Origin of the sequence: Pseudomaricurvus sp. HS19 (genome assembly GCF_009857815.1) — a bacterium.
Classification (GTDB): Bacteria; Pseudomonadota; Gammaproteobacteria; order Pseudomonadales; family Cellvibrionaceae; genus Pseudomaricurvus.
Window position 1 is genome coordinate 1,084,569 of the sequence record NZ_WVVW01000001.1, and the last position, 23,529, is coordinate 1,108,097.

The following is a 23,529-nucleotide window of genomic DNA, read 5'->3' on the forward strand; positions in this document are numbered from 1 at the left end:
AATAACAGGCACTTGTAACATGGAGGTCCCTGACGATGGCATCGTGGACAAGGAAATTAACTGAACTGCAGAACATCATTGGCGCAGCTGCCATCCTTTTGGCATCTTTTTCAACGCAGGCCGGAACTGACGACAGAGTTATTTATCGCAGCCTCAATGATGGCAGGCTACTGGCGTATCAGTTTAACGGCATGGAAAACGGAGACAAAAGCTGGGCTAAAACAGAAGAAGTAGGTGCAGGCTGGAACAAATACAGAACAATATTTACCGCTGCCGGCGGCTATGTTTACGCCATAGACAATGGCGGAGTCCTTTACTGGTACCGCCATGACGGCCAACAAGCCCGGACCAAACAATGGACTGGTCCAAAAAAGATTGGCTCCGGCTGGCATTTCAAAACCGTCTTCGCCGCTGAAAACGGGGTTATCTATGCGATTAATGCCCGGAACGAGCTGGTGTGGTATCAGCATACCGGCCGGAAAGACGGCACTCCCTCATGGAAAGGCCCGGGCAAGGTGGTTGGAACCGGCTGGGGATTTAAGCATGTCTTCGGTGGATCAGACGGGGCCATTTACGCTATTGGAAACGATGGCACATTGTGGTGGTACAAACACCTGGGGCGTTCTGATGGCACAGTGCGCTGGAAAAAACAGAAGGTCGCCACCGGCTGGCAACAGTACACACATATTTTCGCTGCCCCCCAGGGAGTCATATTGGCGATCAGGCAAAATGGGGAACTGGTCTGGAATCGTCATATCGGCTACCAGGACGGCACTGCGAAATGGGACACCGCCAAAGTGGTGGGTACAGGCTGGCTCAGTAATCCCTTCGTTGCATCCACCGGCGTGGAATTATCCAATATTTCCACAACCAATACGGCAATCCTGTTACCCTCCAATACAGCAACAATCTCTTCCACACTCACCACTCAAACGACAACTGCCAACCGCGTATTAACTTCGCAACCTTCTGGTTCTCTCGTCATTAGTCTTAACAGCGCAGATGAACTTCCCAACCCCGACAACACGAAAGAAGTTACCGATTTCCTGCTGGCAGGATACGGTTACAAACAAAATGCCGCCCCCTATGCCGCCGTTATTGAAGAGTTGATCGCTCTTAACAACACCCAGACCAAGGGATGCACTGCGGCCTATTGCAAACAATTGAAACTGGCTGCGCTGAAAGTGTTACTGGTTCAGAAAATCATGACACTGGCCGACACATCGAAAAGCTGGACCGTCGCTGAAAACAACCTCATGACGCTTATGAAAATGCGTCAGGAGAGCATCAGGGCATCCTACGCCTGGCACCTGAAATATGGCTATGCCAAAGCCATGAACAATCCATGCCCTTACGACCCTTATCAGAACGGCTGCTCAACCAGCAGCAAGTATGCCACCCTGCTCCAAGGCGGCCCTACCCTTTCCGTAAAAGCCGTTCAAAAGATCATGGAATTAGCGGGCACCAACTATATGAACGATACCGCCAACCGTACCGATATGGCATCACTATCACAAACCGCTGCATTGGGATTGCTGATAGACACCGGTCTTAAGATGCTGGAGAACCCAAAGAAAATTGAAGATATCCCCCCTGCCGAGTTAAAGCAGCTGGTCGCGGCAACAAGTGTCGTTAAACAGGTATTTTCAATTACCGCCGACGGCAGTACGAGAAATGTTGTGGAAATTCTGGTGAAAGACACTTCACCGAAGATTACGGTTACAACTGAAGAATCATCGGTAACAAGCCAGAAAGTCAGCTCAGCGCTGGCAGCAGCATCGGTACTGGAGGGAGGATTGCAAATCGCTAACGCCGCCATATCAATTCATACTGCCAACAACGACGACCTGAGAAAGCTTACAGATAAGGAAAAGGCTGCCTTGGGACTTACCATCGTTTCCGGTTCGACCACCATTATTGGCAGTAGCGCGACCTTGGTCAGCAATGCGGCTACAACCGGCAGCAAGCTCGCTTCGGTGACCGGCAAAGTCGGTAGCGTCGCCGGGGTTGCTGGCGGGGTTGCCGGCGTTGCCACAGGTATCCTGCAGGTGATCGATGGTTCCGACACCAATAATGCAGCTGGCATTGCCACCGGCTCCATATCAATTGTATCCGGCGCCAGCGCCGTGGTCTCCGGTGTTGCATCAACCGCCACTGCCTTTGGCGCAGCCTCCACCGTCGCTTCCACAGCCAGCATGGTCGCCGGCCCCATCAATATTCTCGCCCTGGCGGCGACTATTGCCACTACGGAAGGTGCCAGGGTATTCGGCAATATTGATGCGCAGACGGACCTCTATCAGCTTATCAATGATTCACAAAAGCCCCTGTCCATGGTCCAGTTCAGGAAAAGCATTACCAACCCCAATGGCACGGGGATGGTGTTGAGCCTGACAGCCCTGAGCAAGGATCCTGTATCCCGAGGGGCTTTACCCAAGTATGAGACCTGGATCGGCACAGCGCCCTTTTGTGAAGGCGAAGTTGCCGACTGCACCAAGCGTGGCTTGAAGTACAAAAGCTTAGGGGACAGCGGATGCGCCAGTGGCCGCAAAGTACTGTGCGCCGTTGAATAAGCCCATTCGTCATGGGCATGGAAATCTTCACGCTGAATACACGCCATTGGTTAATGCCGGATTCAGCAATAGACTGCCAGACTGTTAATGTCTGGATGGGAATGGTAGAGATCAATAAATCCAGAATATGATGCAACACGGTGGCGTTCAGGCCAGCAGGCAGACGGCTCACAGAAGTACTTAATAACAGCAACCTATCAAAGGAATAACAAAATGATTAACTGGAAACTATCAATGCTGCCGAGGTTGGCCGCTATCGGCCTTCTGATGTCCCTTACGTACACAGCGTTTGCCCAGCAACAAGTGGTGCAGGATTCCGTCATCTACATCCCGCCTCAGGAAACTGAGACCAATAACGACGAATGTCCGGAGGGAAACACTGTCTGCGAACACCGGAAAAAGAAAGCCGAAGAGCAAACCGACACGCCCCCTGACAGCGATACACCAACTGTGAATGTGGAAGGCAAGGCTGAAGCAACTGATACAGAATGGAAGTCCATCAACATCAAGGGTGAAAAGCCTTGCAGGATGCCCGGCAAGGCAAACACTGACTACGGCGCTCTTGGCGGATCTGACGCGGACTGTACGGAGTACACCAAAGCCACCAAACACCAGAGACTCGGCACCGAGTGCCATAAGAAATACCCGGCTACAGCCACGCTCGAAGCAGCGTTCAGGGACAAGATTGGTGATACCTGTTACTCCTGCCCCACCAACTTTGATCGCTCTGCCAACATCCTGATTTCGGCCAACGATGCCTGCATCCAGCGGACATTGAAGGCCAAGGCTGAATACCTGGGTAAGACTACCACCGACAAGCCTTCCAAAAATGCCTTCAAGGACCCACGCAAAGGCGGTGAATGGTGGAAATGCCCGGACAATCGTCCACGCCGTACTGCCCACAGCGTTACCAGCGATAAAGCCTGTGCCACCGAAAAAGTCATCGGTGAAAAGCTTGCAGCGGCCAAATTCCTGGGCAAGGTCAATAATCCCAAGCCGGCCGGCGCATTTGTGGACCCCAGAAAAGGTGGTGAATACTGGAAGTGTCCGAAGGGCTACAAGCGCTCCGCAGCGGCCGTTAACAAACCTGACGCGTGCATCAAGGATACCGGTTCGGTGAAAACAGCTCCTGCCACCAGGCGTGGAGACGCCATTATCGCCTGCCCAGCCAATCAGTTCGGCCAAAACGGATTCTGCTACAGCTGCCCCACCAACTATGTCCCCACCGGGCAGTCGGCAACAGGCGGTAAGGCTTGCCGCTTGCAGGAACCGGCAGAGCTGAACATGAAAACCCTGAAGAAAGCGTTTAAATAGAATCCGTCCACGATGAGCCCGGCGATGCCCTGTGGCATCCGCAGCCGGGCATCCTCGCTGGCGAAACCATTTTAGATGCTCCCCACCCCGGTTTCGCCAGCAACACTCTCCATCACAGATCGCCTTTTACCTACCACCCGCAAGTGTGATAATCGCGCCCCCTGATTATTGCCAAGGTAGATACAAATCGTGATCGAAACCCTCTTCCCCCACGGAATCAGCCATTACCTGGTAGGCGGACTGCTTATCGGGCTGGGCGTGGCCCTGCTGTTCATCGTGACCGGTCGCCAGGGTGGTGCCTCCACCTTTTTCAGCGCCAGCTGGTCATGGCTGGCCAAAACCCCGTTTTTCCAGCAATCCGCGTTTCTGCAGAGCCGCAATTGGCGCCTTGTCTACGCCGGCGGGTTTGTACTGGGGGGACTCATCTACCTGGGCATGGGCCTGCCCCAGGTGACCAGTGAGATGCCTGCCTGGAAACTCGCGCTGGGTGGTGTGCTTATCGGTTATGGCGCCCGCCTGGGTGGGGGCTGTACCTCCGGCCACGGCATCTGTGGTATGGCCTCCCTGAATATCGGCTCCATCAGTGTGGTAATGACCTTTATGGCGACCGGTATCGCCACCGCCTGGCTGTTTAAATCGCTGGGCTGGGGAGTTTGATAATGAAAAACACCCTCTCCTTCACCGCCACCTTGGCTGCCGGTGCCCTGTTTGGCTTTGGCTTATCCTGGGCCACCATGATTCGACCGGAAGTTGTGCTCTCCTTCCTGACCTTTGACGATCTGGGGCTGCTGTTTGTACTGGGAGCCGCCACCGGCTTGAACCTGCTCGTTTTTCAGCTGCTGCCGCGACTGCGCCAGCGTTCACTGCTGGGCGAAGCGTTTGAAACCCGGCTGTTCAGGGCCGATCGTCGCAGCCTGATTGGTGGTGCCCTGTTTGGTATTGGTTGGGGTATCTGTGGTGTCTGCCCCGGGCCGGCACTGGCCGGATTTGGCGCCGGTAACGCAGACCTGCTGATCGCACTCGCGGGAATTTTTGTGGGAGCACTGCTGCATGGAGTGCAGGAAGACCGACGCAGTGCCTGATTGGGTAGAGACAGATACAGTGGCTGGGGTGCAGGCAGACCGGATTCGCCTGCGCTCACGCCCCAACATCTCAGGTATTTCTGTGCGCCCGCCCTTCCAAAAGGTCGCGCTGTTTCTCGATCTCCCCGACCATATACTCACGAAACACCCGCACCCTCATGGTGTGGCGTAAGTCCTCATGAAAAAGCATCCATAAGTCCAGCCCATAGGTTGCCGGGTCCTGCTCCTCATAGCGTTCCAGGTCCGGGTCCTTATCACCGATAAAACAGGGTAGAAACGACAACCCCACACCCTGTTTAATCGCCATATGGGCCAGATTGGTATCATCGATGGTGAAATGGTGATTGCCATCCGGGCATACGGATCTGGTCCAGTTGCGATGGAAATTACAGCACTCTGTTCCCAACCAGTCTGGCGGCTCGCCACTTTGCCTGAGCCTGCTCAGGTACTCACGGCTGCCATAGATCGCCGAAGCAAAGGTAATTATCTTTTTACCTATCAGGGACTCTTCCGGCATCTGGATAACACGCAAGGCAACATCTGCCTCCCGGTGAGGCATGCTGATGTAGGCGTTGGAAGCCTGTATCTGTAACTCCACTTCCGGATAGCGTTGGCTGAATCCTGCGAACATCGGCATGAGTAACGCGTAGGCGATATGGTTTACCACGGTGACGCGCAAGGGCCCCTGGATCAGCCGGTCCCGCCCCAGTAACACATCCTCAGAGCCCAGAATTTCCTTCTCCACACGCTCCGCTGTCGCCTTGAGACTTTCGCCGGCAGTGGTCAGCCCGTAACCGCCCCGGCAACGCTCCAGCACGCGAACACCCAAGCCGGCCTCCATCGCCCTCAGCCGTCGTGACACTGTGGTGTGCTGGAGCCCCAATTGCTGCCCGGCACCACTGAGAGATCCGCAGCGTGCCACAGCCAGAAAAACCCTCAAATCGTCCCAGTTCATGGATACACCTCCACTCCGTGCAAAAATGCACAATGACTGTGCTTTTTTAGGGAGTACCAATGCAATTTTGCACACCTATACTGATTATGAAAGGCACAGAGGGGTGCAGCCATGAAAAAGATTGCGATTGTTCAAAGAGCATCGAAGTTTCTGGATAAGCAGGGCTCAATCGGCCTCGCCGTGGCCTCCATCGCAGAGGCCGCCCAAAGCGGTGCCAGCCTGGTTGTCTTCACCGAAGCGTTTATATCCGGCTATCCAGCCTGGTTGTGGCGCCTGAGGCCAGGGGCGGACTGGTCTGTGAACGAAGCGCTCTACCAGCGCCTGCTGGAGAACGCCGTGGATCTGAGTTCGGATGACCTGGCTCCGGTCTGTGAGGCGGCCACGCAACATCAGGTAACGGTGGTCTGCGGTATCAATGAGCGTGACTCAAAGCTCAGTCGTTCCACGCTGTATAACACTTACATCACCATCACCCCCGATAGCGGAGTCACTAACGTGCATCGCAAGCTGATGCCCACGAATCCGGAACGGATGGTATGGGGGTTTGGTGACGCCAGCGGATTGACCGTCAGTGATACCCCGGCGGGGCGCATCGGCGCCCTGATCTGCTGGGAAAACTTTATGCCCCTGGCTCGTTATGCACTCTATGCCCAAGGCGTGGAGCTTTATATCGCGCCGACTTACGACAGCGGCGACGACTGGATTGGTACCCTGCAGCACATTGCCCGGGAGGGCCGTTGCTATGTTGTTGGTTGCGGCAATCTGTTACGCGCAACCGACATACCCGATGATTTTCCGGAACGGGAAACCCTCTACCAGGATCCAGATGAATGGATCAATCCCGGTGACTCAGTGGTGATTGCCCCTGGAGGCCAGATTAGTGCCGGGCCACTGCGCAGGGAGGAAGGCATTATCTACTGCGACATCGACACAGAAAAAGTGGCAACCGCCAGACGCGCTCTCGATGTCGCCGGGCATTACTCCCGTCCCGACATCTTTACCCTGCAGGTCAACAATCGGATGCAGTCTTCCATCCGGTTCACAGGTAAGAAGGAGCAAGACCATGAATAACACAACCCCCAAATATTCTGCCCGATGCTTTTGCGGATCAGTCTCTTTCACCCTCAGTGGCAAACCGGAGTTGATGGCCTACTGCCACTGCGACTCCTGCAGGCACTGGTCAGCCAGCCCTGTCAGTGCATTCAGTTTATGGCAACCCGGATCAATGGAAATTGTAAAGGGTAAGGACAAGCTTGCCAGTTACGACAAACACTCATCCGAAAGCGGTGGCGATATCCTTAGCGACAGGGTGTGGTGCAGCAGTTGCGGCGGTCACCTGTTTACACGCCATCCCCAAATGGGGCTCATCGATGTTCCCTGCGTGATCATTGAAGGTCTCGAATTCCAACCTGTATTTCACGTGCACTATCAGGAAAGTGTTCTGCCTATCAATGACGACCTGCCCAAGTACCGGGATTTGCCGGAAGCCGCGGGCGGTAGTGGTATCGTTCTCTGATGGTTAAAGCCGGACACCGGGAGTGATAAAGAGACGGAGTTACACTCCCACTCAGGTTAGCAATGCTGACGGCTGCGGTGTTTGCAACTCTGAAACAGGAAGATGCTGGCCGTAGTGATTTTTTTTGCTGAAGGGCTGTCAGCGTTTAGAGCTTGAGATTGAATGGTGCCCGGAGCCGGGGTCGAACCGGCACGACTGTTTCCAGTCGGGGGATTTTAAGTCCCCTGTGTCTACCAATTTCACCATCCGGGCACTGCGAAGAATTTCCCTGACGCAGGTTCACACGAACAGCAAACCGGGGGCGCCAAAGCGGTGGGAATGCTAACCCACGCCCCCCCTGAAAGCAACCAATCATCCTCCCGCAGCTGCCCCTCAAAACGCCCTCCGCTGATTGCTTTTTAAACATCCTGTGCAGGGTTTAGTACTTGATTTCAGTGGTCACCGCCCTACACTCTCGCTTCTACCTGAATCCAGCGTGCGGCGTCTGTGACTGATGCCGGCAAAGCCCACCGACAACAGGAACGCCATCATGACCAGCTCCTTCCATCCGCCAGTACGCACCCTGATGGGCCCCGGCCCTTCCGATGTTAACCCCCGTATTCTGGAAGCCCTGTCACGTCCAACCATCGGCCACCTGGATCCGCAGTTTGTGGCGCTGATGGATGACATCAAACGGCTACTGCAGTTTGCCTTTCAGACCAGCAATGAGCTGACCCTGCCCGTCTCTGCCCCCGGCTCAGCCGGTATGGAAGCCTGTTTCGTCAACCTGCTGGAGCCGGGTGACAAGGTGATCGTCTGCCAGAACGGCGTCTTCGGCGGCCGCATGAAAGAGAATGTGGAGCGCTGCGGTGCCGAGGCCATCATGGTGATGGACGACTGGGGCATGCCGGTCGACCCAGCCAAGGTGGAGGCTGCGCTGAAGGCCAACCCCGATGCCAAAGTGCTGGCCTTTGTTCACGCTGAAACCTCCACCGGCGCCTACTCCGATGCCCACCGCCTTTGTGCGTTGGCCAAAGAACACGGCTGCCTGAGCATTGTGGATACGGTTACATCCCTCGGCGGCATCGAGGTGGACGTGGACGGCTGGGGCGCCGACGCCGTGTATTCCGGCACCCAGAAGTGCCTCTCCTGTGTGCCCGGTATTGCACCGGTCACCTTCAGCCCCCGCGCCGCAGAAGTGATCCGCAACCGCAGGACAGCGGTACAGAGCTGGTTCCTGGATATGAACCTGATCATGGGGTACTGGGGCGGCAACACCAAGCGCGCCTATCACCACACGGCGCCGGTTAACGCCATGTACGCACTGCACGAATCGCTGATCATCCTGGAAGCCGAAGGGCTGCAGGCCTCCTGGCAACGTCATGCACTGAACCACAAGGCGCTGGCTACCGGCCTCAATGCCATGGGGCTGGAGATCACGGTTGATGAGAGCCACTGCCTGCCACAGCTGAACAGTGTTGCCATTCCCGACGGTGTGGACGATGCCGCAGTACGTTCGCAACTGCTGAACAACTACCAGCTGGAGATCGGTGCCGGTTTGGGTGCTCTGGCAGGCAAGGTGTGGCGCATTGGCCTGATGGGCTACGGCAGCAGCCAGAAGAATGTGTTGTTCTGCCTGCAGGCGCTGGAGAGCACGCTGGCGGGTATGGGAGCGAAGATTCATACCGGTGTGGCGGCTGCGGCGGCGCTGGCGGTTTACGCCGACTAGTGTTCGCTTGAGACGGCTGCATGGATCCCCGCCTTCGCGGGGATGACACATCAAGGATTTTGCACAGGCGGCAGCGCAAATGACTCTCCGGACTCAGGCCCTTGACCATTGAGACGCGGACAGATGTAACCAGATCACATCTCAAAGACCACAGGGAAACGAGTTCGCCGAAAGAGCAGAATGAGTTTTGTAAGAGATTATCACAAGAGTTCCCGGAGAGCCCCGGGAGGGGAAAGTGGAGGCGCGGGCCGGAATCGAACCGGCGTCAGCGGATTTGCAATCCGCGGCATAACCATTTTGCTACCGCGCCTTTGCGGTATCTGCCCTTGCGGCAGTCTCCCGTCTGTAAGATCAGCCCAAAATCAATGCCAGACGCATCAGGACCGACGACGGAAGTGGCGTGCATTTTACGCATATCTCTTTGTGAGTCAAGGCGTTATTAGCTCTCCGCCATCAGCTCCGGCCACGCGGCCTTGAGGTAGATAATCATCGACCAGAGGGTCAGGGCAGCAGCCCCGTAGAGGGTCACGATACCCAACAGGTTGAGCACTGGGTAGTTCACCGGGTCGAACGCCAGCAGCACGATAATGGCTATCATCTGCACGGTGGTTTTCACCTTGCCAATGTAGGAAACCGCCACACTGGCGCGTTTGCCCAGCTCGGCCATCCACTCCCGCAGCGCCGAGATGACGATCTCCCGGCCGACAATCACCACCGCCGGCAATACAAACCAGAAATGGGCATGCTCCGCCACCAGGATCACCAGCGCCACCGCCACCATCAGCTTGTCCGCCACCGGATCCAGGAAAGCGCCAAACGGCGTGGACTGATCGTAACGCCGGGCCACGTAGCCATCGGCCCAGTCGGTAATGGCGGCAATGGTAAACAGCGTCGCGGCCAGCCAGTGGTTAAAACTGACAGGCAGGTAGAACACCACCACCAACAGGGGAATCAGGATGATGCGGAATAAGGTCAACTGGTTGGCTAAATTCATGAGTTCCCAATGTCTACTGCCCTTGGGGCTAGGATAAGCGTCTGAAGCGACGGCCTGCTCAAGGCCACTGCAAGTTACTCGCTGTTCAGGGCCCTGTAAATATCCTCGGCCATTTTTTTACTGATCAATGGCACCTTTGCCAGGTCCTCAATGCTGGCTTTGCGCACCTCCTGCAGACCACCAAAATGACGCAGCAGTTCCCGCCGGCGCTTGGCACCGATGCCGGGGATCTCCTCCAGGGTGGAGGTACGGCGCTTCTTGTCCCGCCGCTGTTTGTGGCCGGTAATGGCAAAGCGGTGGGATTCGTCGCGGATATGCTGGATCAGGTGCAGGGCCGGCGAATCGCCGTCTACCGAAACCTCTCCGTGCTCCAGCAGCAGGGTCTCGAAACCCGCCTTGCGGGTGGTGCCCTTGGCCACGCCCATCAGGTAAACGCCGGCAACACCCAGCTCATCCAGCACCTCACGGGCACGATTGAGCTGGCCCTTACCGCCATCCACCAGCAGCACGTCGGGCAGCTTGCCCTCCCCTTTCTGCAGGCGCAGGTAGCGACGCCGCAGCGCCTGCTCCATGGCCGCGTAGTCATCACCGCCGGTAATGCCTTCGATATTAAAGCGGCGGTAATCGCTTTTTAACGGACCATTGGTATCAAACACCACACAGGAGGCTACCGTCAGCTCGCCGTGGCTGTGGCTGATATCGAAACACTCCAGCCGTTCCGGAATCTCATCCAGCCGCAGCAACTCCTGCAGGGCCTCAAAGCGCTGCTGGGTGTTCTGCTTACTGGCCAGTCGCGCCTGCAGGTTTTCCCGCGCCGCCAACTGCGCCATCTGCATCCACTTCTGCCGCTGACCACGCAGGTCAGAGATAAAGCTGACGTTCTTGCCACTCTGTTTCTGCAGCGCCTCGGACAGCACCGGCAGGGATTCTGGAGCATGGCTCAACACCACCACCCGGGGGTAATCCCGCCCTGCCCCCTGCAGGTAGAACTGGCCGAGAAAGCCCTCCAGCACCTCTTCGCTGCTCTCCTCTGCTCCCAGGCGCGGGAAGTAGCTCTTACTGCCAAGGATGCGCCCCTGCCTCACATAGATCAGGTGCACGCAGGCGATTCCCGCCTGCATCTCCAGCGCCACCACATCAATATCGCTGTTGCCGCTCTCCACGATCTGCTGCGCCTGCACCCGCTTCAGCGCTGCAATCTGGTCGCGATAGGCGGCGGCCTTTTCAAATTCCAGCTGCGCAGACGCCGCTTCCATCAGATCCGCCAGCTCCACAATCAATGCGTCACTCTTACCCAGCAGGAACATCTCCGCGTGGCGAATATCGGCGCGGTACTCCTGCTCACTGATCAACCCCACACAGGGTGCTGTACAGCGATCGATCTGGTGCTGAAGGCAGGGGCGTGTGCGGTTATTGAAGACACTGTCTTCGCACTGCCGCAGGCGGAAGGTTTTCTGCAAAAAGCTCAGGCTGGAGCGTACAGCGCCTGCGTTGGGGAAAGGCCCAAAGTACTGCACACCTTTACGTTTGACGCCGCGGTGAATACCCAGCCGGGGGAATTCATCGCCGCTGGTAAACATGATGTAAGGGTAGGATTTATCATCCCGCAGCAGAATATTAAAAGGGGGCCGCTGCTGCTTGATCAGGTTCTGCTCCAGCAGCAGCGCCTCGGCTTCGGTATTGGTCACCGTCACTTCGATGTGGTGAATACGAGTCACCAGCGAGCGGGTCTTGGGCGCCAGGTTGGCGGAGGACTGGAAGTAACTGGTCAGCCTGTTTTTCAGGTTCTTGGCCTTGCCGACATAGAGGATCTCGCCCTCGGCGTTATACATCTGATAAACGCCAGCCTGCCGGGTCACCTGCCGCAGGAAATTTTTGGCATCGAATGGTTCCGGGGCGGGGGCGGTCAGTTGCGAGGTCATAGCGGTGGCAGGTGGAGTAGCTGATGCCGGGGAGTGTAACACGGTGGGGGGCAGGACGCTTACGCTGCCGGAGACAGGACGCTGCGCTACAGGACGTTGGCACTACAGGGGTCAGGACGCTCACGCTACAGGGTCTATCAATTTCCTGTAGCGAAGCGTCCTGTAGCGAAGCGTCCTAGTACCTGCCTTTAAAACATCGCCTCAATATCCAGAATACGGTGCTTCACCGCCAGCAGGGTCAACTCCACGTCACTGTTAATGCCCAACTTGTCAAAGATACGGTAGCGATAGCTGTTAACGGTTTTGGGGCTGACACAGAAAGTGTCGGCAATCTCCTGGGCCTTTTTGCCGTTGGCGATCAGGATGGCGGTCTGCAGCTCACGTTCGGAGAGAGTCTCGAAGGGGGATCGGTCTTTCTTGGGCGCGAAGTTTTTCAGCGCCAGTTGCTGCGCCACGCTGTTGCTCATATAGACACGGCCGGCACAGACAGTGTGGATAGCCTCAATCATTTCGTTCAGGTCTGCACCCTTGGTCACATAGCCCATGGCGCCGGCCTGCAGCAGGCGGGTGGGAAAGAGGTCATCGTCACAGGCCGTGACAGCAATAATTTTCACGTAATCGTGCACTGCCAGCAGCTTGCGGGTGGCCTCGATACCACCGATGCCCGGCATTTTTACATCCATCAGCACCACATCGGGCGCCAGCTCGCGGGTCAGCTTGAGGGCGTCTTCGCCACAGCAGGCCTCGCCCACCACTTCAAATCCGTCAACGTCCACCAGCATACGCACCAGTCCCATGCGCACCAGCTCGTGATCGTCGACCACCAGAATCTTTGTCAAAGTACTTCCCCAGGATCCGGCTAAGGCGGATCAAACATGCATCAGGTTATTGATTCCCTGCTTATTATTGCTCCCTGACCGGTCGCGAATTCTGTCGCCACGACAGCACTATATCCTAGCACTTTTCGCCCGGGACAGACTTACTGCACAGGTGAAATGTCAGGTGGTCATCAAAAAAATCGCTTCCTGGCATATGTTTCACTTTGAGCACTATCAACTCTCACTATAGTCCCCGGCTTGCGGGATGACATAGCGGAAAGTGAGGTTAAGACGGTCGCCGCAGGGGCGCCGGGTTTTGGGCAGGGCGTGTTGCCAATAATGCTGCATGGAACCCGCCATGATCAGCAATGACCCGGATGGCAGCAGGAGTTGCCTGTTGGGCTCCCGCTTCTGTTTGTGCCGCAAGTGAAAGCTGCGAGCCTCCCCCAGGCTGAGGGAGACGATCAATGGATTACGGCCCAACTCCCTCTCATCGTCACTGTGCCAGCCATTGCTATCGTTACCATCCCGGTACCAGTTGGCCAGCACGGAATTGACTGCCAGGCCACCCTGCTGCAATCGCTGGCGCAGGGCCTCCAGCGCCGGATGCCAGCTGAGCAGCGGCAGCCGGTGGCCGCTGTAACCGTAGTGACAGCCGGGATCGCCATACCAAGCGTTGAGTCTGGGAATACGGTGACGCTTTCCAAAGAGCTGGATATGCGGCTGTTCCCAAGCCAGCTCCCTGTACAGAATCTGCTGCAGCGCCTCCTGCTCAGCCACAGGCAGCCAGTTCTCCAGCAGCCACAGCTCGCCGTCCGTTATGGGCAGAGCCCGGGCACGAGTGAGAATGGAGCCACCGGCTTCATCCGCCGGCTCATCAAAAAGATTGCGCTGTGCCATGGTTCAGAATTTTGCCCTGGATCCCCGCCTTCGCGGGGATGACGTACTGAAAAACACCATCCGTAATCTGCAAGCGCGTGGTCCCCTGTCCCGGCGGGCATGACGGACTGAAATGCATCACCCGGGATCTTTCAGGACCTGGATCCCAACCTTCACGGGAAGGACACTATTACGGAACCCGACTCCGGCAGCGGGGATAACCGGCACTCAATAGGCATACACCCGTGGCTCAATCTCCAGCTCTACCCCGAAGCGCTGGCGTATATCATCCCGGATGCGTTGCGCCAGCTGCAGCAATCTGGAACCGCTGGCATGGCCGGGGTTCACCAGCACCAGCGCCTGCTTGTCGTGCACCCCCACCCCGTCCTCGCTATGACCTTTCCAGCCTGCCCTATCAATAAGCCAGCCGGCAGCCAGTTTTACCTGCCCCCCGGACTGAGGGTAGCCGACGATATCCGTGTATTCTTCGCGCAGTTGCTCAAACTGCTCACTGCTGACCAGGGGATTCTTGAAGAAACTGCCCGCATTGGGGACCTGCGCCGGGTCCGGCAATTTGCTGCTGCGGATAGCGCAGACCGCCTCAAACAACTGCTGCGGAGATGGCTGCCCTGCTCCCAGCTCAGACAGGTACTGTTGCAGGGCGGGGTAATCGGCCCTCACATCCGGGTTGCGATGCAGGCGGAGGGTGACGGAAGTAATGATGAACTGGTCACGCAGCTCCTGCTTGAACACACTGTCGCGATAACCAAACCGGCAGGCGCTGCCGTCAAAGGTCACCACACGACCACTACTGACCTCCACCGCCGTCAGGGACTCGAAGCAACTCTCCAGTTCGACACCGTAGGCACCGATGTTCTGGATCGGGGCGGCGCCGACCGTGCCGGGGATCAATCCCAGGTTTTCCAGGCCGAAATAGCCGGATTCAACACAGTACTGCACCCACTGATGCCAGTTTTCACCACCCCCAGCCCGCAGGAGGACAGAGCTTTCATCTTCGCCCAAAACTTCCCGGCCGAGGATACCCATACTGATAACAAGCCCGGGGAAGTCACTGCTCAGTACCAGGTTGCTGCCACCCCCCAGGATCAACAGCGGTAACTCCCGCTGCTGCTCACATTCATACTGACGGCGCCACTGCAGCAGCGCCTGTAGTTCATCAACGCAGGTAACCCTGGCGAGATAACGGGCACGGGCGGGAATGGCCAGGGTGTTCAATCCCCCCAGATCCACATCCTGCTGCAGCGTGGTCGGGCAATGATCCGGAGGAGTGGTTTCTGTCACGGCTTGAGGTTCCATTCATTGATGTGTTGCAACAGCGCGTGGGAGGCACGCTCCACCAGGTCTACCACTTTGGCGAAGCCCTCTTTGCCCCCATAGTAGGGATCGGGCACCTCCTGCTCTCCCCCATCCCGGTCGAAAGCCAGAAACAGGGAGAGGTGCGCCCGGCTGCCAGCCGGCTGTATCCGCTGCAGGTCGCGGAGGTTTTGCGCATCCATCGCCAGAATATAATCAAAGCGGTGGAAATCCTCGGCACTCACCTGACGGGCGCGCTGGGCAGACAGGTCAACACCCCGCTCTTTCGCCATGGCCACCGAGCGCGGGTCCGGCGCCTTGCCAATATGCCAGTCGCTGGTGGCTGCCGAGTCCACCTCAATCCGGTGGCTCAGCCCTTCGGTCTTCACCAGCGCTTCAAACACGCCATGGGCAGTGGGAGAACGGCAGATATTGCCAAGACACACAAACAACACCCGCACCTGCTGCTCCGCCATACTCAGACCCCTCAGGCATCGGCGTTGCGTTGGGCAATCACTTCCCGCACGCGCTGCAAATCCTCTTCGGTATCCACACCGCCGGGTACCAGCGCACAGGCCTCGGCCACGTGGATACGCTCGCCCTGCCACAGCACCCGCAGCTGCTCCAGGCTCTCCATCTTCTCCAGTGGCGCCGCCGGCCACTGTACGAAGCGGTTCAGCAGGCTGACCCGGTAACCGTAGATGCCAATATGACGCTGGAACAGGTTGCTGTCCGGCAAGGAGCGCGTGTCAGCGGCAAAGTGGTCGCGGGGCCAGGGCATGGGCGCGCGGCTGAAATAGAGCGCCAGCCCCTGCTGGTCTGACACGACTTTGACGATATTGGGATTGCGGAAATCTTCGGCGCTATGGATAGGCTCACTCAGGGTGGAGACGCTGGCATTCCGGTTAGCCGCCAGATTGGCCGCCACCTGGTTGATGACCGCCGGTGGAATCAGGGGCTCATCCCCCTGCACATTGATAACCAGCTCATCATCACCCAGCCCCAGCTGTGCTGCCACCTCCTGCAGCCGGTCAGTGCCGGACTGGTGCTCCGCCGAGGTCATGCACACATCGGCACCAAAACCCCGGGCAACCGCCTCAATGCGCTCGTCATCAGTGGCCACCACCACCCGGGCTGCCTCACTCTTGCAGGCCTGCTCATAGACCCACTGGATCATCGGCTTGCCATGGATATCTTTCAGCGGCTTGGCTGGCAAGCGGGTGGAGGCATAGCGGGCGGGAATCACCACGGTAAAGCTCATAACTGTGTTCTCGGTATTCAGGTAATCGGGTTAACCAAATGCTAAGTCAGGTCTGTCGCCTGCGTGCGGAAATCACAGGCAGGTGACGGGGAATTATTGCAGATCGGCGTCCAGTTTCTGTAACAGTTCTTCCGGTAGGTCGGCAGCCACCGCCAGATACCAGAAGTTATCACCGGCAAATTCCCGGCACTTGACCGCATCTTTGGCTGTCATCAATACCACCCCACCCTGCAGGCCATCGAAGTCTGCAGGGCTGAACGGATGGTGGTCGGGAAAGACATGCTCACTGAACTCCAGCCCCAGCTGTTGCAGTGTATGAAAAAAGCGCCCGGGATTGCCAATACCTGTCACGGCGTGCAGTGACGAAACACTGTCCCAGGGGAGCTGCCCGGCCGGCAGGGTTGTATCATCGACAAGGCGATGCCAGCTCAGGGGCTGCAGGTGCATGGCCTGAGGTTGAGGAGCTTCTGCAGGCAACCCATTTTGCAACTGCCCGGCAACCCGTTCGTCGGGATCGCCATTGAGCAGGATAGCCTGCACCTCTGCCAAACGACTGACCGGCTCCCGCAAGGGTCCGGCCGGCAAACAGAGTCCGTTACCCCACCCCCGCTGACCATCCAGCAGACAAAGCTCCCACTGGCGCGGTAACTTGTAATGCTGCAGGCCGTCATCGCTAAGCAGGATATTGCAACCCTGAGCCACCAGCAGTTCTGCAGCCGCCAGACGATTGGCATCAACCGCCACCGGGCAGCTGGCAGAGAGCGCGATTAACAGCGGTTCATCGCCACTGTGACGGGGATCGGAATCAGGGGTTACAAGATAAGGGTATTGGGGCGCCTGGCCTCCATAGCCGCGACTGACTACTCCCGGCTTCCAGCCGCGCTCACGCAAGTGTTGCACCAGCGTGATAATCACCGGCGTCTTGCCGGTACCGCCGAGGGTGATATTGCCCACCACCACCACGGGCACTGGCAAGCTGGCCTGCTCCACCTCCTGCTGGCGACGGCGCACGGCGGCTACGAGGCGGAACAGCAAACTCAGCGGCCACAACAACCACAGCCACCAGCGCCCCTGATACCAGCGATCGAGCCATTGCTCCTGCGTGGTATGGGGAGTTTTGCCAGCTGTCATCTAGGGAGTCCCGTCAGCGTCGTTGTCGGCCGGTTTGCGAGTGGCAATACGCAGATGCACAAAACCCATCTGCCCGGCGGCATCCATCGCCGTGACCACCGCCTGATGAGTCGCCTTGGCGTCAGCAGTGATGGTCAGCGGCTGCTCCCGGTTACCACCGGAGAGTCTCTCCAGAGCCGCCATCAGCGTGCCGATTTCACGATTAACCAAGGCCTGACCGTTGATGGAGTAGCTGCCATCAGCTGCCACCAGCAAGTCCAGCTGCTCCGGCGTTTCAACACCCGGCTCACCACTGGCCTGTGGCAGATCCACCTTGAGGTGGGTCTCCTTGGTAAAGGTAGTCGATACCATGAAGAAGATCAGTAACAGGAACACCACATCAATCAGCGGCGTCAGGTTGATAGAGTCTTCCGTTGCCTGTTGTCGTTTGAACTTCACCGACAGCGCCTCACGCCGATTTCACATCAACACGGCGCTCGCTGTGCAGCGCATCCACCAGTTTCACCGCTTCCTGCTCCATGGTAACCACCAGGCCATCCACCTTGCGGGAGAAGTAGCGGTGCAACACCATGGCGGGGATCGCCACACAGAGCCCGGCAGCAGTGGTGATCAGGGCTTCGGAGATACCACCGGCCAGCACACCGGCATTACCGGTACCCTGCATCATGATGGCGGTAAACACCTTGATCATACCGATAACGGTGCCCAGCAGGCCCAGCAGCGGTGCGATGGCGGCGATGGTGCCCAGCACCCCCAAATAGCGCTCCAGATCGTGAATTACCTTACTGGCGGCCTCTTCGATGGAGTCTTTCATCACATCGCGACCGTGACGGGAGTTACTGAGGCCGGCGGCAAGGATCAGCCCCAGCTCGGAAGAGCCCTTGAGCTCTTTCAGTTTGGCCGCATCCAGCTCGTTATTTTTGATCCAGCCCCACACCTGGGCCAGCAGATGCTTGGGGGCAATCTTGCTGGCGTTCAGGGTCCAGTAACGCTCGACCCCAATGGCAATAACCGCAATTGAACAGATAATGATCGGCAACATCAGCCAACCGCCGGAGGCAACGATTTCCAGCACCTTACTACTCCTGATGGATCAACATTTATTCGGGTCTGTGGCGTCTGAAGTGCGCCACTGCAACAAGCAGGGGACTTTACCACAACCCCTGCCCTTTAGAACTCCCCGCAGCAGACTACGCCGCCGACACGCGACAGGCTCCTCATTTGCCGGCTGCCGAGACCTCACCAGCTGCCAGCCAGTGCCAGTAGCGCCGGTTAACGAGGCGAAATCCGCTGACGTTGTAGCCACCTCCCGCAATCACCTCCACCGTTAACGAGCCCTCTTCCGCCGTGCTGTAAACCCTGCTGCCCAGAGCCTGGTAACGCCGTAACACAGAGGGATGGGGATGATGATAACGATTGCGGTAACCACTGCTGACCAGCACCACCTGTGGCTGTAACTGCTGCAACCACCCGACCGAGGAGGAGCTCTTGCTGCCGTGATGGGGCGCCACCATGATCGATACCGGCTGCTGCAACCAGGGATGACGCAGCAATTGCGCCTCCCTTTCCTTCTCGATGTCCCCCGGTAGCAACACCCGCAAACCGTCGTACTCCAGCAACAACACACAGGAGCGGTTATTGTCCGAACCGCCGCTCCCCGCTGTCACCCCGAACGCCCGCACCAACCATCCGCCAAGCCACCACTCCCGGTCGCGATCACACCACTGCAAGGTGCCATGGACGGGGGCATGGGCGCGACGACCCGGCGCCAGCAACCAGCCCTCTACCGCAACGCCCCTCTGCAGCGGCCCCAGGCCTCCGGCATGATCGTTATCCCAATGGCTGATCACCGCCTGCTGCAAACCCGTGGCGCGCTGCAGTCCCAGCCACGGCAGCACCACAGACTCCACGGCACTGAAGTCGCCAAACGCGGGACCGGTGTCGTACAACAGATGCTGGCTGCCGTCGGAGACCATTACCGCCAACCCCTGCCCCACATCCAGCACCTCCAGCCGCGGAGGTGCGGACTGCGGCCGTGCCAAACCGACCGCCAACACCACCAGCGTGGCCAACAAGCGGCTCGGCCAGCTCAACGGCAACAACAACAGCAAGGCAGCCACCGCAGCCAGCCACACACCCGCGACCGACGGCACTCCTGCCAGGGCTAACAAGGTGGCAGCCAACCAGGGCTGCAGCCATTCCAGCACCCACACCAACCCCTGACACAACCAGACGGCGAGCTGCCAGACTGGCAGCGACCAGGCGAGATCAAGTGGTGCAATCGCCAGCGCCAGCAATACCAGCGGCACCACCAGTAACGACACAAAGGGAATGGCCAGTAAATTGACCAACGGTGACAGTACGCTTACCGGCATCCCCCAAAAACCCTGCAACACTGTCATCACCACAAACAGCGCCACCTGCAAGCGTGCCAGTAACCACAACTTTGACAGCACGCCCCTGTGCCGGCCACGAGCAAACAGCAACAACACCAGCACAGCAATAAACGAAAACCAGAAGCCCGCTTCCAGTATGGCCAACGGCTGCAGCACCAGAACCAGCAACATGGCGATTCCCACACCCAGCCACGAGCTGTAGCGCCGCAACGCGAACCACCAAAGCGCGGCCACCAGCAACATGATCAGCGCGCGCTGCGCCGAAAGGGAGAAACCGGCAACCCATGCATAGGCAAGGGCGACAACACAGCCGCCCAGTACACCCCAGCGTGGACCGAACACCGACAGTGGCCAGCGCAGCGACAGCAGCGCCCCCAACCAACGGCCTATCAAAAACCCCAACGTTGCTGCCAGGCCTATGTGCAACCCGGAAATAGCCACCAGGTGTGACAGGCCTGCACGCTGCAGCAACTCGCGCTGTTGTGCGTCGAAAGCCGAACGGTCACCCAGCGCCAGGGCCTGCACCATGGCCGCCGCCATACCCGGTGGCAGCTCTGCGGCCAGCACATCGGTAAGCTGCTGACGCCACTGCAGGGTGCCCCGGTCGAGGGAAGCCACACGCCGGCTCAGCCCATCGCTGCCCCAACGCACATAGCCACCGGCACCAATACCCCGACTGAAGAGCCAGCGCTCAAAATCAAAGGCGCCGGCAGAGGCATAACCATGGGGCTGTTTGAGTCGCACCACAAACTGCCAACCATCGCCGTAACCGATACGCGGCTCGCGCTCATAACTGGTCAGGCGCAACCGGCGGGGAAAGTGTATCCCCGACTCCAGTGGCAACAACGGCTCCCCTGCAGACTCCCCTGCCCGCCTCACCTCCTGCACACGAAACTCGAATCGCTGCAGAATACCCACCCGCTTTACCGGAGTGACCACCACCCCCCGCACCAACAGGTCCTCCCCCTCAAGCGCGGCCGGCAGGCGCCACTGCAACTGCCACGCGCCCCAGCCCATCGCCCACAGCAACGCCAGCAAGGGCAACAGCAACGACCACGTCACACGCCGGTACGCCGGCAGCAACCAAAGCGAGAAAAGTGCAAATGAAAACACCGCACTGGCGGCGACAGAAATGGCTGACAAGGAAGGCAGTGACGGTAACCACGCCACCACGGCAAACGCCGATACGCAGGCAATCCATACCCACAGAAACCACATAGATTCGTCCTTGAATCTTAGTTACAGGTTCTAGGTTCTAGGTTCTACAGCATCATGTCCCTTGCTTTTCATACAACCTAGTAGCGAAGCGTCCTAGATCCTAGAAGCGCAGCGCCCTCGTACCTGTAGCGAAGCGTCCTCTAGCGAAGCGTCCTCACCCCAGGCCCCTCAAAAAATCCCCATACCCAATCCGCAAGCCATGGTCTGCCCGAACTCCCGGGCAGCCTCCAGATCTTCCTGTGTGATTTCCTTGCGAACAATCAACGGCTCCATCACTTTTTTCATGGGATAACCCTTGAGGATACGGTCGCATTCGCGCACTGCGCCGGTGCCGTCGTTGCCGGCGGAGATAAACAACGCGTAGGGACGGTTAAGTTCGTAGGGTTCGGCGGGGTAAAAGGTGCGATCGTAGAAATCCTTCAACGCCCCACTCATATAACCAAAATTTTCCGGCGTGCCGAACAGAACGCCATCGCACCAGAGCAGGTCTTCCAGCTCGCCATCAAAAGCGCGTTTGCAGCGCAGCGCCACACTCTCCGCTTCGGCAGCAATTCCTTCACAGACTGCCTCCATCAGGCGTTCGGTATTACCGCTCTGGCTGTGATAGATCACCAACAGGTGTTTCATGGCATTTCCGATGTGAGTGTTGTGATGAACAGGCGTTGACCACCCTACCACAGGTGCAAACCTGCGCCATATGGCGGCACCTCCCAAGGACCCATCCAGAGGCGCATCAACCGGCTGCGGTTACTGCGAAAGCATGATCGGCGGCGCCGAGATGTGCGTTTCAGCGACCCAGTCAGATCTGGTACCCTGTGCTGATCCTGAAGCGGGCACATCTACAGCATGGCAACCTCAGTATGGCAACCATAGGCACTCACTACATCAAAAGCGCACTGGGCGGCGCCGTCGCCCGGGGACTGGATGCCAAGGCCCTGCTGCGCCAGGCACGCATTCCGGAGCGACCACTGCGGGATCCGAAGGCCCGTATTCATGTGGACCTGGTGGCCAAGCTCTATGACGGCATTTCGCGGGCACTGAACGATGAGTTTATGGGTTTTACCGAGCGTCCCTGCAAGGTTGGCACCTTTGCCCTGATGGCGGAGTGGGTGTCCAGTGCCGAGACCCTGGAAGAACTGCTCACCCGCGGCATCCGCTTTTACAACCAGATCACCGACGAGCTGCAGATGTCGCTGGAATTCGAGGGCGAGCACGTCTACCTCACCACCACCATGCGCCGCCCGGAGCTGGACTTTGAACACTTCCTCACCGAATACTGGCATGTGATCTGGCACCGCTTTGCCAGCTGGTACATCGGCAAGCCGATCAAGCTGCTGGGCACCTACATCAACTACACGCCCATCGACCCGGAGGAGTTCCGGGTGCTCTATCGCTGCCCCACCTACCTGAAGAGCAAGGTCAACCGGCTGGTGTTCCACCGCAGCTACCTCGCCCAGCCACTGGTGAAGAGTCAGCGGGAGCTGCAGGTATTCCTGCGCCGCGCGCCCATAGACCTGCTCACCATTCCCGGCGAGGACACCAGCCTCACCGCCCGTATCAACCAGATGCTGGCTCCAAAGGGACAAAGCCGGCTGCAACTGCCCACGTCGCAGGAGATTGCGGCACAGCTGGACATGAGCGAACAGACCCTGCGCCGCAAGCTCAGCGCCGAGGGCACCAGTTACCAGCAGATCAAGGACAACCTGCGCAGCGACCTCGCCACCAAGCTGTTGGCCAACCGCAACATGGCCATTGCCGACATCGCCCTGCAACTGGATTTCAGTGAGCCGCGGGCCTTTACCCGCGCCTTCCGCCAGTGGACCGGCATGACGCCACGGGCCTATCGCGCCGACCGCCAGGCACGGCGCAAAAGCGGCTGATTCAACCCGGACCGGGTTGACTTACCAATAGCGGAACGGCCACACCAGTACCCCGACTGAAGGCGACATCCCTTCCAGAAGGCTGAACTCCCCCTGCGGCTCCACCCGCACCGGCAGCCAGCCAGGCACCGCTCCAGCGAAGCCCTCGGCGTCCAAACTGATGACATCCGAGGAAGAGACCTCGGCCAAAACCTCGTTAAGCTCAAATACGTTGCTGCCCGCCCAGACCGACTGCAGCCGCTCCTCCAGGGTCGGCCAGCCTTCCGGCGCGTCATTGGAGAGCGGTACATAAATGCCCTCCAGGGCCCGCTCCTGCCAACTGCCTACCTGCACAGGATCCTCCTCCCCCACCCAGGTACGCCAGACGATGCCGGTTTCAGCGGCGACGATCAGGCCAACCTGACAGCTGTTAAACAAAGCGACATATTGAGGCTCCATGATGACTCTCCGGAGGTGATAAGGGATTGTGAAGGGGCCAGTACGGGCCAGCCGGCTACCTTAACCCTAAAGCCCGCAACCTGCATCTGCGGGGCTATAATTGGTGTTTTTGTGGCCAATTTCCGCCCATAAC

Annotated in this window: 22 protein-coding genes and 2 tRNA genes; 8 read left to right on the forward strand and 16 right to left on the reverse strand. The window is 58.2% G+C overall.

Translation table 11 applies throughout. The annotated features are described in order from the left end of the window. The first annotated feature begins 35 nt into the window (after positions 1 to 35). From GSF27_RS04860 to GSF27_RS04875, 4 genes are all read left to right on the forward strand, one after another. Positions 36 to 2,570, forward strand: a complete 2,535-nt coding sequence (locus GSF27_RS04860; RefSeq protein ID WP_160966256.1) for a tachylectin-related carbohydrate-binding protein — start codon at positions 36 to 38, stop codon at positions 2,568 to 2,570. A 213-nt stretch (positions 2,571 to 2,783) separates the two neighbouring features. After that, positions 2,784 to 3,884 (forward strand): hypothetical protein, encoded by a 1,101-nt coding sequence (locus tag GSF27_RS04865; protein ID WP_160966258.1) that lies wholly within the window; start codon positions 2,784 to 2,786, stop codon positions 3,882 to 3,884. 189 nt (positions 3,885 to 4,073) lie between these two features. Continuing rightward, complete coding sequence (locus GSF27_RS04870) at positions 4,074 to 4,541, forward strand: YeeE/YedE thiosulfate transporter family protein (RefSeq protein ID WP_202410264.1); 468 nt, start codon at positions 4,074 to 4,076, stop codon at positions 4,539 to 4,541. Positions 4,542 to 4,543: 2 nt separating this feature from the next. Then, entirely contained in the window at positions 4,544 to 4,966 is a 423-nt protein-coding gene (locus GSF27_RS04875; protein ID WP_160966260.1) for a DUF6691 family protein, read from the forward strand. A 70-nt stretch (positions 4,967 to 5,036) separates the two neighbouring features. Here the strand turns inward: GSF27_RS04875 and GSF27_RS04880 are convergent, their stop codons facing one another. Then, positions 5,037 to 5,921, reverse strand: coding sequence for a LysR family transcriptional regulator (locus tag GSF27_RS04880; protein WP_160966262.1), 885 nt, complete (start codon positions 5,919 to 5,921; stop codon positions 5,037 to 5,039). A gap of 111 nt (positions 5,922 to 6,032) precedes the next feature. Here GSF27_RS04880 and GSF27_RS04885 point away from each other — a divergent pair, with 111 nt between their 5' ends. Both GSF27_RS04885 and GSF27_RS04890 read left to right on the forward strand, forming a co-directional pair. Continuing rightward, the gene (locus GSF27_RS04885) at positions 6,033 to 6,992 is read left to right on the forward strand and encodes a carbon-nitrogen hydrolase family protein (RefSeq protein WP_160966264.1); all 960 of its coding nucleotides are present in this window, start codon (positions 6,033 to 6,035) and stop codon (positions 6,990 to 6,992) included. Between the two features lie 73 nt (positions 6,993 to 7,065). Then, a complete protein-coding gene (locus tag GSF27_RS04890; RefSeq protein ID WP_237457427.1) occupies positions 7,066 to 7,437 on the forward strand; it encodes a GFA family protein in 372 nt (123 codons plus the stop codon). Between the two features lie 163 nt (positions 7,438 to 7,600). Here GSF27_RS04890 and GSF27_RS04895 read toward each other — a convergent pair. Next, positions 7,601 to 7,689: transfer RNA gene (locus GSF27_RS04895), tRNA-Leu, on the reverse strand. A 277-nt stretch (positions 7,690 to 7,966) separates the two neighbouring features. Here GSF27_RS04895 and GSF27_RS04900 point away from each other — a divergent pair. After that, positions 7,967 to 9,145 (forward strand): alanine--glyoxylate aminotransferase family protein, encoded by a 1,179-nt coding sequence (locus GSF27_RS04900; RefSeq protein ID WP_202410265.1) that lies wholly within the window; start codon positions 7,967 to 7,969, stop codon positions 9,143 to 9,145. A gap of 236 nt (positions 9,146 to 9,381) precedes the next feature. Here the strand turns inward: GSF27_RS04900 and GSF27_RS04905 are convergent. From GSF27_RS04905 to GSF27_RS04965, 13 genes are all read right to left on the reverse strand, one after another. Further along, positions 9,382 to 9,455: transfer RNA gene (locus GSF27_RS04905), tRNA-Cys, on the reverse strand. A gap of 129 nt (positions 9,456 to 9,584) precedes the next feature. Beyond that, positions 9,585 to 10,139, reverse strand: coding sequence for a CDP-diacylglycerol--glycerol-3-phosphate 3-phosphatidyltransferase (gene pgsA / locus GSF27_RS04910; RefSeq protein ID WP_160966268.1), 555 nt, complete (start codon positions 10,137 to 10,139; stop codon positions 9,585 to 9,587). A 74-nt stretch (positions 10,140 to 10,213) separates the two neighbouring features. Beyond that, positions 10,214 to 12,061 (reverse strand): excinuclease ABC subunit UvrC, encoded by a 1,848-nt coding sequence (uvrC, locus tag GSF27_RS04915; protein ID WP_160966270.1) that lies wholly within the window; start codon positions 12,059 to 12,061, stop codon positions 10,214 to 10,216. Positions 12,062 to 12,249: 188 nt separating this feature from the next. After that, complete coding sequence (locus GSF27_RS04920) at positions 12,250 to 12,900, reverse strand: response regulator (RefSeq protein ID WP_160966272.1); 651 nt, start codon at positions 12,898 to 12,900, stop codon at positions 12,250 to 12,252. A gap of 213 nt (positions 12,901 to 13,113) precedes the next feature. Beyond that, positions 13,114 to 13,779: an alpha-ketoglutarate-dependent dioxygenase AlkB gene (locus GSF27_RS04925; protein ID WP_160966274.1), complete on the reverse strand. Its 666-nt coding sequence runs from the start codon at positions 13,777 to 13,779 to the stop codon at positions 13,114 to 13,116. A gap of 207 nt (positions 13,780 to 13,986) precedes the next feature. Beyond that, positions 13,987 to 15,060 (reverse strand): UDP-N-acetylmuramate dehydrogenase, encoded by a 1,074-nt coding sequence (gene murB / locus GSF27_RS04930; protein WP_370462561.1) that lies wholly within the window; start codon positions 15,058 to 15,060, stop codon positions 13,987 to 13,989. Then, positions 15,057 to 15,548 carry a low molecular weight protein-tyrosine-phosphatase gene (locus tag GSF27_RS04935; RefSeq protein ID WP_160966278.1) on the reverse strand — a complete coding sequence of 164 codons (492 nt, stop codon included), beginning with the start codon at positions 15,546 to 15,548 and terminating at the stop codon, positions 15,057 to 15,059. The genes murB and GSF27_RS04935 overlap by 4 nt, the downstream gene beginning before the upstream one ends. Before the next feature lie 11 nt (positions 15,549 to 15,559). Then, positions 15,560 to 16,333, reverse strand: coding sequence for a 3-deoxy-manno-octulosonate cytidylyltransferase (kdsB, locus tag GSF27_RS04940; protein WP_160966280.1), 774 nt, complete (start codon positions 16,331 to 16,333; stop codon positions 15,560 to 15,562). A gap of 93 nt (positions 16,334 to 16,426) precedes the next feature. Further along, positions 16,427 to 17,464, reverse strand: coding sequence for a tetraacyldisaccharide 4'-kinase (gene lpxK / locus GSF27_RS04945; RefSeq protein ID WP_160966282.1), 1,038 nt, complete (start codon positions 17,462 to 17,464; stop codon positions 16,427 to 16,429). Further along, positions 17,465 to 17,902, reverse strand: coding sequence for a biopolymer transporter ExbD (locus GSF27_RS04950; RefSeq protein WP_160966284.1), 438 nt, complete (start codon positions 17,900 to 17,902; stop codon positions 17,465 to 17,467). It lies immediately after the preceding gene. A 10-nt stretch (positions 17,903 to 17,912) separates the two neighbouring features. Next, positions 17,913 to 18,539, reverse strand: a complete 627-nt coding sequence (locus tag GSF27_RS04955) for a MotA/TolQ/ExbB proton channel family protein (protein ID WP_160966286.1) — start codon at positions 18,537 to 18,539, stop codon at positions 17,913 to 17,915. 142 nt (positions 18,540 to 18,681) lie between these two features. After that, positions 18,682 to 21,078 carry a DNA internalization-related competence protein ComEC/Rec2 gene (locus GSF27_RS04960; RefSeq protein WP_160966288.1) on the reverse strand — a complete coding sequence of 799 codons (2,397 nt, stop codon included), beginning with the start codon at positions 21,076 to 21,078 and terminating at the stop codon, positions 18,682 to 18,684. Positions 21,079 to 21,246: 168 nt separating this feature from the next. Next, a complete protein-coding gene (locus tag GSF27_RS04965; protein ID WP_160966290.1) occupies positions 21,247 to 21,705 on the reverse strand; it encodes a flavodoxin family protein in 459 nt (152 codons plus the stop codon). A gap of 233 nt (positions 21,706 to 21,938) precedes the next feature. Here GSF27_RS04965 and GSF27_RS04970 point away from each other — a divergent pair, with 233 nt between their 5' ends. Then, positions 21,939 to 22,958 carry an AraC family transcriptional regulator gene (locus GSF27_RS04970; RefSeq protein ID WP_160966292.1) on the forward strand — a complete coding sequence of 340 codons (1,020 nt, stop codon included), beginning with the start codon at positions 21,939 to 21,941 and terminating at the stop codon, positions 22,956 to 22,958. A 21-nt stretch (positions 22,959 to 22,979) separates the two neighbouring features. Here the strand turns inward: GSF27_RS04970 and GSF27_RS04975 are convergent, their stop codons facing one another. After that, a complete protein-coding gene (locus tag GSF27_RS04975; protein WP_160966294.1) occupies positions 22,980 to 23,396 on the reverse strand; it encodes a DUF6210 family protein in 417 nt (138 codons plus the stop codon). Positions 23,397 to 23,529 lie beyond the last annotated feature (133 nt).